The organism is Pseudomonas sp. P7758 (assembly GCF_013386485.1).
GTDB lineage: Bacteria > Pseudomonadota > Gammaproteobacteria > Pseudomonadales > Pseudomonadaceae > Aquipseudomonas.
The window spans coordinates 18,747-28,338 of record NZ_JACARS010000113.1 but is presented as its reverse complement, the minus strand read 5'-3'; the positions used below and the strand labels follow the sequence as shown (position 1 = coordinate 28,338).

Here is a 9,592-nt window from a genome sequence, read left to right as displayed (position 1 = left end):
AGCCCGCTCCCACACTGACCTCATTCTTGCCTTGAAACTTGCTGCGCTTTAGAACTTCGTCTGCACCGCCAGCTCAAACGTCCTCGGCGACCCCAGATAATACGCCGGCGACACATGGGCAAACTCGGCATACACCTCATTGGTCAGGTTACGCACCCGGCCCGTCACGGAGGTGTGTTGATCCACCTTGTAAGTCAAAAACGTCCCGAGCAAGGTATAGGCCGGCACCGTCAGCGTGTTGGCGTTATCGGCATACACCGACGCCACATACCGCGCATCCACACCTCCTTGCCAATCCTCCGCAAAGTCATAGGTCAGCCACAGATTACCCACCTGCCTGGGCACATTGGTCGGCGTATTGCCCTTGCGCGACACCACGGCACCGCTGGCGGTTTTCTCGTTGAAGTCCTCGTATTCGGCATCGACCCACGCATAGTTGCCCTCCAGCAATAGCTTGGGCGTGACCCGCAACGAACTGGCCAGCTCGATACCCTTGGACGTCTGCGCGCCCACCGGAATGCTATTGGTCGGGTCCAGCGGGTCGGTGACGGCGAAGTCCTTGCGCTCGATCCGGTAGGCGGCCACCGTGGCGGAGCCGCGACCGTCCATGTAATCGAACTTGCTGCCCACTTCCCATTGCTTGCCGGTGGACACATCGAACACCTGGGTGGTGCTGCTCGGCTGTTCGGCAGCGGTGCTGTATTGCACGTAGACATTGGCTTGCGGGATGAACTGATACGTCAGGCCAATCCGCCCGGTCACCGGCTCCCAACTGCGTTTGACATGCCGCGGATTGCTGGCGGTGATATCCCGGTGGTTGGTGACTTCCAGGTCAATCGCGTCGTAGCGCAGGCCGGTGAGCAACGACAGCTTGTCAGTCAGGCCCAGGCGGTTCTCGAGGAACAATGCCTTGGTGGTGACGGCGTTGGTCTTGTCCGGATCGAAACCGGGCTTGGTGCCCGGGATGTCATAGAAATGCCCGGGATCATAGTTGTTCGGGTCCACCGTACTGTTGCCTGCCACATTCAACGGATTGTTGGTGGTGCTGTTGACCCTGTACTCGAAGCCGCCCGACCACGTGGTGCTCAAGCCGAAGAACGTGTCGTCATGGCGCAGCTCGAACTGGTTGCCGTTCTGCTCACCCTGGTGCCGTACCTGATAGGCCGTCGAGCGATTCACTGCGCTGTTATCAGCGTTGTACTGGTAGGTTTCCAGGTTGCGATAGTCGCGCTGGCTGTCGAGGTGATAGAGGGTATTTTTCAGCGTGGTGCTGTCATTGATCCGGTAGTCGATGATCGAGCGCACCCAGATCGTGCGTTGCTCATAACGACCGTCGGCCACGTTGTAGTTGTTGAAGCGGTTGTGTTTGTCGATCTTCAACTCGCCCGACTTCGGGTTGAGCACCGGTGTGCCCCAGTAGGGGCTGTCCTCGTGTTCGTCCTGATATTCCAGGGCCAGGGTGTGGGACAGGTTCGGGGTGAAATCACTCAGCAGGGAAAACGCCACGCTCCAGGCATCGCGCTGTTGGCGATCGATATAGGTGTGGTTGGTGTTGCGGCTTACGTCCAGGCGCGCGTAATGCTGGACCTCGGCGCCCGGCTCGGTCAGGGCCTGGTTCAGGCCGAAGGCCATTCCGGCAGTGTCGTAGCTGCCATAGGTGAGCTGACCTTCGGCGGCCTGTTCCTCACGGGTGGCCAGCTTGGTCACGTAGTTCAGCGAACCACCGACGGAGCCGGCGCCGTTGATCAGCGAGGAGGGCCCGCCCACCAGTTCGACCCGGTCATAAATCCACGCATCCACGGGGCGAGCCAGGCCGCCGGACACCGCGACGCCATTGAACATCTGGGTAATCTGGCTGCTGGTAAACCCTCGATAGGAAATGAAACCGCCAAACCCCGGCGGCGCGCTGGCGTTGACCCCGGGCAGGGTATTGGCCGCGTCCTGGAAGGTCTTGGCGCCTCGGCGCTCGATGTCATTGCGGTTGGCAATGCTGATGGACGCCGGGGTTTCCCGCACGCTCAGCCCCAGGCGCGAGGCCATGCCACTGGACTGATCCAGGGCCAGGCCGGCATCACCGGTTTGCTCGCCATCAATGGTGGTCGGTGCCAGCTCAATCGCCCAGGTGCTGACAGGCAGGCAGCCAAACAGGCCCGCCAAAAGGGGTAAATGTTTCATGGTTGAATCCTGAAAAACTTGGCTTGAAAACAACCCAGGGCCGACCGCACTCCCGGGGGAGGCAGCCGCATGGGCCAATCAGAAACGCGCAGGTATCAGGCGAAGGCGGGTGGGGCGCGCGGATTAGCCGCAGGCCAGGTGAAGCGGGCAGGGATGTCGGCACTGGCAACGATGGCGGGCGGCGGCGCATGGGGTTGCGGAAGCACCGCCACGTTGAGGCTGGAGTTGAGCGCCGGGCCCATGCCGCCGGTGGAGCACAGCGGGCAACCGAAGGCTTTCGAGAGCGTGGGCAGGGATTCATCGGTGGACTTGTAAGGCGCCGGCGCCTGGGTGCGCGGGTCCACCGTACAGAACTGGCCGCCGATGCCGTTGAGCTGCATCCCGACCATTTGCCCGTGGCCGATGCTGCAGGCGAACACATTGAACAGGACGCAGCAGTAGAGCATCCAGGCAATGAGCGAGCGGTCGGTACGGGCGAGTTTCATGGGGCGGCACTTTACCATCAGCCGCCGACGAATTGCCTGCAAAAAATCTCAAGAGGGCTATCCTCTCTCGGACTTTTCCAAGGATATCCAGCCATGAGCTTTTTAGTCGCGCGATGGATCGTCGGGGTTTTTGGCTTTATCAGCCTGGTGCATTTGTACTGGGCGGCCGGCGGCAAATTGGGTGTGACGGCGGCTATTCCGCAGCTGCCGGGTGAATTCGCCAGCGGGCCGCGACCGGCGTTCAAGCCGTCGGCACTGGGAACGTTGCTGGTGGGTGTGGGGTTGGTGGCGATTGCGGTGCTGGTGTGTTTGCGGGCCGGGCTGTATTTCGAGCCGGTGTCCAACCATGCGTTGCAGTGGGGGATTAGTGCAGTAGCACTGGTGATGTTTGCCCGGGCGATTGGGGATTCAGAGTTGGTGGGTTTTTTCAAGAAGGTCGGCGGGTCGCGGTTTGCGCGGCTGGATACGTTTTTTTACTCGCCGCTGTGTTTGGTGTTGGGGGCGGGGTTGTTGGTGGTGGCGTGGAGTTGAGGGGAACGTTTGCCGCAGTAGAGTGAGGGCTGCGTTGTATAAACTACATTCCCGCCTGATGATACGACGTCAGGTGGCCCACAGAAATCAAAGGCTTAGGAAGTAGTTCGTAGGGTATAGGTTAGGTGATCCGTCCGGGCTGCAAAATTTTGTTGTTACACCAGAGCTGGATTTTTTTGTTTCGAATCTGTACTCAAATAAGTCGATAGCATTTTTTGCCCGATCTAGATATTAAAATATTTAATTTCTCGGTTTTAAATTTTCATTGTGTTACATGCGCAATGGCTCAATTTTTTTGAGTGTTGGTTTAAGTAAGGTAATAGGTGTTTTTATCTGTTTGTTGGAATGTCAGTGAAAGCTCACGTCAATTCTCTCTACTTCCAATCTGATAAGTTGTTCGTTTAATTCTGGATGCTCGTAGTGCAAGTCTTGATCGTCAAGTGGCGTAAACGTGTGAAAAGTCTCGTTGCAAAGCCTTCCAAACAGAAATAAGCATAGCCATGGCCTGTTTTTTCAACCAGACAATCGACTGTGTCGACCCTGATGATTTCGTAGTCGTCGGATAGATTTATTGTCAGATCTGCATCATAGGTTTTTCCTACTTCGATCTCATAAGGGCAAAAGCTGACGAAGCAATTCAATATGGTGCCGTCGATGAGCAACGTCGCATCCTCTTCAACGTGCTCGCTGAGCGCCACCACCTGTGTTTTTTTGTGATTATTCGATGTGAAGCCTGATGGTTTTTTCAGTGAGATCGCCATTTATCGTCCTCCAAAAACCGTTTCCGCTTTTGGTGTGTAGTATCGTTTTTTGGTCACGGCAAGTAGTCGCAGCAAAGAAACAGAGTGAGGCGGATTTATTTGGTTAAAATATCCTGCGTCAAGAGGAGAGACTCTTTTTTGAGTCGACGTTTAGGTACGTCGCAATTCATGATGTTTGGTGGGAAGTTTGGCTTTCGGCTATTCTTCATGTGTGAATATAACTGTAGACCTCTCGTTGGGTGATTTCTCGGATCTCATTTTTTTGAATTGCGCTGACTAGTTTCTCTTGAACATCAATCATGCTTATAAATTGAGCGGCGGCATGTGTTTCTGAATCAAAGAACCTGCAAAGCACGGTTTGTGGATGAATCTCAAGGAAAGTTTTTATATTTTTGGTAGTCACTTTTTTTTCGAAAATAGTCATGTCGGTCCAAAGCTGTTCTATTGAAGGGGCTGACTTTTGCATAATCAAAATTGTTTCGCTTGAACCTTCCAGTGCGGAGTTTGTTATGTCTCTGGGCAAGGTTGGAATGTTTTTTATTATCGAATATATGTTGGTGCCATCATTTTTTCCGAATAGATCTCCATTTTTTATCTGACCAGCCAATTCCTTTTTTAGTAGGTATTCCTCGGTCCTGGAGTAAAAAACTCCCCACCCTATCGACCGCCATTCCCGCTTGATCGGCCATTCTTCTACTAAGCACTCCGCCACGTTGCACCAGGAATCCCAAACGCAGCGAAAGTCATGGTCAATTAAGGTTAATGTGGAAAACTGAGAGTCATCTATCTGTTCTACCCCGTTCCAAGGTTTTACTCCAGTTTCATTTATATATGCGGTTTTCATGGCTTTCTCTTGAAGTATGTATGTGAGTCATCGCCAATCCTCAAAGGCACCTTTATTCCTCCAATCGTGTTTTTTGTGTTGAAGTGTGGACCGTGATTGCCCTCTACATGACCTAGGGAGTGTTCATAAATCTTAGTGACATGACCTTTTTTAAGGCTGAAAACATATATCCTGCCCGATATGTATCTATCCTGATCACGGATCTTATCCCTTTCAACCGCTATAGGCTGTGCGCTTCGTGGAATACCACCAATCTCTTTAGCTCTTCTCAGCGCTCCATTTCTTGAGAGCTTACTATCGAATCCTTTAGGTGGCTCTACGTCGCCTTCGTTTACCTTGGCTTTGCTCGCTGGGTCCTCAGCACGGTGTGTCGGCTTACATCCATCGCCTCCCGGACAGGTATTCAACCCCAACGGATCCACCCACCCCGTCGGGTTGGGCACGTACTGGTATCCGTTCAGCCCGCCCGCCAGTTTCACCGGATCGGGCGTCAGGTAGCGGCCAATATCCGGATTGTAGTAGCGATGACGGTTGTAGTGCAGCCCGCTTTCCGGGTCGAAGTATTGGCCCTGGAAGCGCAGCGGGTTGGTGAGGGTGTTGACGTCCAGCTTCGCGATTTGGCCGTAGGCGCGATAGTGCGCTGACCAGACAATTTCGCCGTCGGGTGCGGTGAGTTCTTGTGGCGTGCCCAGGTGGTCGAGTTGGTAGTGGAAGGGTTTTACGTCTTCCGGGCCGTAGCCTTTCAGCAGCGCTAATGGGCGAAAGCTGTTGGGTTCGTAGATATAGCTTTGGTGGTGATCAGCACTGTGTTCGGCAATCAGCGTGTCGCCTTGCCAGAAGAACTCGGTGGTTTGGCTTTTTATCGTTTTGGCGATACGCCGACCAAACGGGTCGTAGCGATAGCTGGCCTGGGTGCCGTCCGGTTGGGTGACGCTGATCAGTCGGTGCTGGCAGTCGTAGCGGTATTCGGTAACCAACTGCTGCGCCCGGCCCCGACGTTCGCGCAGCAGATTGCCGAAAGCGTCGTAGTCGTAATGGCGGTCACCTTGCATCAACAGGCGATTGCCTTTGACGACGCTCGGACCGACACGGTCTTGCATCAGCAGGTTGCCCGCCGGGTCGTGGACGAAGCGTTCCTGCAGGTCGTGCGAGTGGTTGGCGCGAGTCAGGCGGTCGAGCGGGTCGTAGTGGTAGTCGTGCTGACCTTTTCGAGTGTCGAGGATGCGGGTGAGGTTGCCGCGTTTGTCGTAGTCGTATTGGCGGCGCTGCTGGCGTTGTTCCTGTTGAGTGATCGCGTGGGCGTGCAGGCGGCCCTGGTCGTCATAGTGGTAGTGGCTGAGGAGTTGGCCCTGCTGGCGTTGGTGTTCGCGGCCGGATTTGAACAGGTGCGAGGTGAGCAGGTTACCGTTGAGTTCGACGGTGGCGAGGTCGCCGCCTTTGTCGTGGTGAAAGGTGAGGCGGTTGTTATCCGGAAGGCGTAGTTTTTCGAGTTGGCCGCATTCGTCGTATCCATAGCGCAACGTGCCCCAGCCCTGGTGTTCGGCGGTGAGGCGGTTTTGCAGGTCGTATTCGTAATGCAGCGGCCAATGACCGTCGTCGACGCTGAGAAGGTTGCCGAGACGGTCGTAGGTGTAATCGACAATGCTGCGGTCGGGCAGGGTTTTTCTTACGAGGCGACCGGCAGCATCGCGCGCATAACCGGTAACCAACTGACTGCCGTCATCGCCGTATTCGGTCTTTTCCAGCAGATGCCCGGCGAGGTCGTAGACATAGGCAGTACGCCGGCCATCAAACCCGATTTCCTGCTGGATCAGGCCATTGGCGTGATAGTCGAGCCGATAGGTTTCGCCGACCTCGTTTTCAATCTCGGTCAGTAACAGCCGAACATTGTCATAACGGTATTTAAGCTGCGTGCCGTCCGGATTAATCCGACGGCTGATCAGGTGCAAACCATCGGCGTATTCGTAGCGGGTGACGCGGCCCAACTCGTCACGCTCAGCAGTGATTTTTCCGTACGGGTTGTAGCTGAATTCAAGTGTGGCCCCGTCAGGCTGAATCACTTTCAGCAAACGACCCACGGCGTCCCACTGATACTGGGTCAGTGCGCCATGCTCATCCTCGCAAGCCACCTGCCGCCCCAGCTCGTCATAGCGATAACGCCGCACACCGCCATTCGCCAGTTTTTCCTCAATGAGCTGGCCGCGTTCGTTCCAGATAAAGCGTTGGCTGCTGTTATCCGGATACCAAACACCCGTAAGCTTTCCGTGTTGGGTGTAGGTGTATTCGGTGTAATTGCCGTCCGGATCAGTCTTGCGAGTGATATCGCCTTGATCGTTACGCTGGTATTTCCACACCGCGTCACCACGGCGTACAACCCGCACGAACCCGTTGTCATGCTCGTAGGAGGTGGGCGCATCGTCACCGGGAAACAGCGCAATCAACCGACCGGCTTCGTCGTACTGATAGGCCGTCACCGCCCCCAGCGGATCCTGCTCGACCGTCAGCCGGCCTTTTTCGTCGTAGGATTTGAAGTGCTGCGCGCCGTCCGGATCGATCCGCTGCACCAGCCGTGCGCGCTGGTCGTGGACGTAGACTTCCTGGCTGCCATCGGCGTTGTGCACGGTGACCGTGCCGTTGTCGTCCCACACATACCGTGTGTCCATCTGCGAAAAGCTGGCCCAGTGGCGGACGCATCGCGCCGCCTTGCCAGACCGTTCCCACTCCCAAAAGAAACTCGCCCCACCGGCCAGTTCCCGCTCCAGGATCACCTGCTGATCGTCGTACCGATAACGCTCGCTTTCTCCTACAGCGTTGGTAGCTTCGATCAACCGCCAGGCATCGTCGTACGTGTAGGAAACAACGTTTTGCTCGGTAACCCAGCCGAGTTCCCGCTGCACCTGATAGTCGACGGCAACGATATGGCCGTGCTCATACCGCAGCAGTAATCCCTGGCCAACATGGTTATCGATCCGCTGAATCCGCCCTGAATAATCGCGGGAAATGCGCAGCCGGTTGTCGTACGCGTCACTGATCGCCGTCAGCACACCGTCACGGAAGTGGTAGAAAAGCGACGCCTGAGCCAGTACCAACTCATCCGGCAAAGCACCCAGATAAATCGCCGCTTCCGCCAGGCTATTGGTGATCGCCGGCCGTGCAGCAGAGGGCAGGGGAAAGGTGGTGCTGCGGTTTTCGTGATCGGTCCACACCACCGATTCGCCGCTCACCACCAAGCGCTGCGCCAGCGCATGACTCCAGCCAAACCCCAACCCGCAATCCACTTCCACGGCACTGCTGCGATACAACCGCGTCCAGGTAAACGGCAGCACACCCTCCAATGAGCCATCGGTGAGGGTCAGCAGCTCCTCACCGGTAACCATTGATACCGGGCAGCCGTTTTTACAGGTATCTACTGCACAAGCCGACGCATCCCCATTGGGGTTTTTCGCCGAAGCCGGGGCATCATCCACATGTTCTTGCTTCACCAGCGCCGTGCGCGCCGCCTTAGGCTTTCGGACCAGCGCTGCCGGATTCGAAACCTCGTTTACACCGGCCTTCAACGGCACGGCCGCTGCCTTGATCGACACTGGATCATTTTTAAGCGACACCGGCTTAAGCACACTGGGGTGCCAGTCCAGCCGTGGTGCCTCGCCCAACTTGGCCATCTGCTCGAGTAACACCCGTGCCCGGCCGGACCTGACCTTGCCCAGCACCTGCGGGCCCAAACGCACCGCCACACCCATGCCGCCGGTGGCCAACAGCAACAGCAGGTTGAGCAGTACCTCGGAAGTCATTTCCCCCAGCAGCTCGTTCATGTCCGGCGGCGGAAGCAATTGCGCCCAACTGAACATCGCCGACAGATAGATGAACAGCAGCGGTTCATCGCTCAGCACCAGAAGACCGTTGGCAATGGCCTCATTGCTGAGCTTCAACAGCTCTTCAAGCTCGCCTTGGGAGAGGTACTGCAGCAACTTTTCGCTATTGGGTTTGATGTCCGCCAGCCAGTCGTACAGGTTTGGAATACCGTCCCAAAGGCTGTACAGCGTGTTCGTAATCCCTCGCACAAACGCGGCGTCCATCAACTTGCGACGGTCGAGGGCGCTGGCGTTTGAGTACTGTTTCCACTGCTCTTCGAAGGTGCTCGTCCATTCACTGCGCAAGCTGCTTTCCAGTGAGCTGATCACCGACTGATAGGAGGCGTAGAGCGCCTTGACGTGATCTTTGGAAACATCGGGGTAGAAGCTGACCTGATACTGCTGGTCGCGCGTGCAGTCGGTGATTTCGAGGATGCCGCTGGGGCCGATGGTTTTATGAATGGGGGGACCGATCAGGCTGCCGTCCTCGGCGATGGCCTGGAGCATGACCGGCGTGTTGCCGATCGGCACAAACCGCTTGCTCTCAAACATATGCACCAGGGTCAGCGCACCATTGGGTTTGCACATTGCAACGGTGGTACTGGGGGCTTTAGAGGAAACAGGCGCGACCAGCGCGACCTCATCCCCAACCTTGAACACCTGCTCGACTTCCAGCGACGAAAAGCTCCAGAAGCTCTCAGCCCAATCGTCAAACGTGTTAAGGCACTCCCTGAAGTTACGAAAGACCGCTTCAACGTCCTTCGTCTCCACATCCATGGGAGCCAGGGCCAACCTGCCTATGGCGGGATTCAAGAGGCAGCCCCATCGGGCAGGGCATTAATCGAAAAAAACATCGGCGTTCCCTCGCGCTGTGTGATCAGGCGAGGGACTTTGCAGAGGTTTGTAAGAGAAAGAAGTCAGAGCTATCCACTGCTACTGATAGGG

At 56.2% G+C, this 9,592-nt stretch carries 6 protein-coding genes; 1 reads left to right on the top strand and 5 read right to left on the bottom strand.

Annotated elements, in window-relative coordinates:
- Positions 1 to 48: 48 nt before the first annotated feature.
- A complete protein-coding gene (locus HX873_RS23445) occupies positions 49 to 2,175 on the bottom strand; it encodes a TonB-dependent siderophore receptor (RefSeq protein ID WP_177123276.1) in 2,127 nt (708 codons plus the stop codon).
- A 95-nt stretch (positions 2,176 to 2,270) separates the two neighbouring features.
- Complete coding sequence (locus tag HX873_RS23440) at positions 2,271 to 2,660, bottom strand: DUF2946 domain-containing protein (RefSeq protein ID WP_003214719.1); 390 nt, start codon at positions 2,658 to 2,660, stop codon at positions 2,271 to 2,273.
- Between the two features lie 93 nt (positions 2,661 to 2,753).
- Between HX873_RS23440 and HX873_RS23435 the strand changes: the two genes are divergently transcribed.
- Complete coding sequence (locus tag HX873_RS23435; RefSeq protein WP_003214721.1) at positions 2,754 to 3,191, top strand: DUF3995 domain-containing protein; 438 nt, start codon at positions 2,754 to 2,756, stop codon at positions 3,189 to 3,191.
- Between the two features lie 401 nt (positions 3,192 to 3,592).
- Here HX873_RS23435 and HX873_RS23430 read toward each other — a convergent pair whose 3' ends face one another.
- The 3 genes from HX873_RS23430 to HX873_RS23420 all read right to left on the bottom strand — a co-directional run bounded on the left by HX873_RS23430 (position 3,593) and on the right by HX873_RS23420 (position 9,424).
- Entirely contained in the window at positions 3,593 to 3,952 is a 360-nt protein-coding gene (locus tag HX873_RS23430; RefSeq protein ID WP_177123275.1) for a hypothetical protein, read from the bottom strand.
- 205 nt (positions 3,953 to 4,157) lie between these two features.
- A complete protein-coding gene (locus HX873_RS23425) occupies positions 4,158 to 4,796 on the bottom strand; it encodes a hypothetical protein (RefSeq protein WP_177123274.1) in 639 nt (212 codons plus the stop codon).
- Complete coding sequence (locus tag HX873_RS23420; RefSeq protein ID WP_177123273.1) at positions 4,793 to 9,424, bottom strand: RHS repeat-associated core domain-containing protein; 4,632 nt, start codon at positions 9,422 to 9,424, stop codon at positions 4,793 to 4,795. The genes HX873_RS23425 and HX873_RS23420 overlap by 4 nt, the downstream gene beginning before the upstream one ends.
- Between the last annotated feature and the right edge of the window lie 168 nt (positions 9,425 to 9,592).

What these genes read in the sequence shown, in the direction of transcription:
- HX873_RS23440 (WP_003214719.1), bottom strand. Translation starts at nt 2,660, where the DNA reads ATGAAACTCGCCCGTACCGACCGCTCGCTCATTGCCTGGATGCTCTAC.
- HX873_RS23445 (WP_177123276.1), bottom strand. Translation starts at nt 2,175, where the DNA reads ATGAAACATTTACCCCTTTTGGCGGGCCTGTTTGGCTGCCTGCCTGTC.
- HX873_RS23435 (WP_003214721.1), top strand. Translation starts at nt 2,754, where the DNA reads ATGAGCTTTTTAGTCGCGCGATGGATCGTCGGGGTTTTTGGCTTTATC.
- HX873_RS23425 (WP_177123274.1), bottom strand. Translation starts at nt 4,796, where the DNA reads ATGAAAACCGCATATATAAATGAAACTGGAGTAAAACCTTGGAACGGG.
- HX873_RS23430 (WP_177123275.1), bottom strand. Translation starts at nt 3,952, where the DNA reads ATGGCGATCTCACTGAAAAAACCATCAGGCTTCACATCGAATAATCAC.
- HX873_RS23420 (WP_177123273.1), bottom strand. Translation starts at nt 9,424, where the DNA reads ATGGATGTGGAGACGAAGGACGTTGAAGCGGTCTTTCGTAACTTCAGG.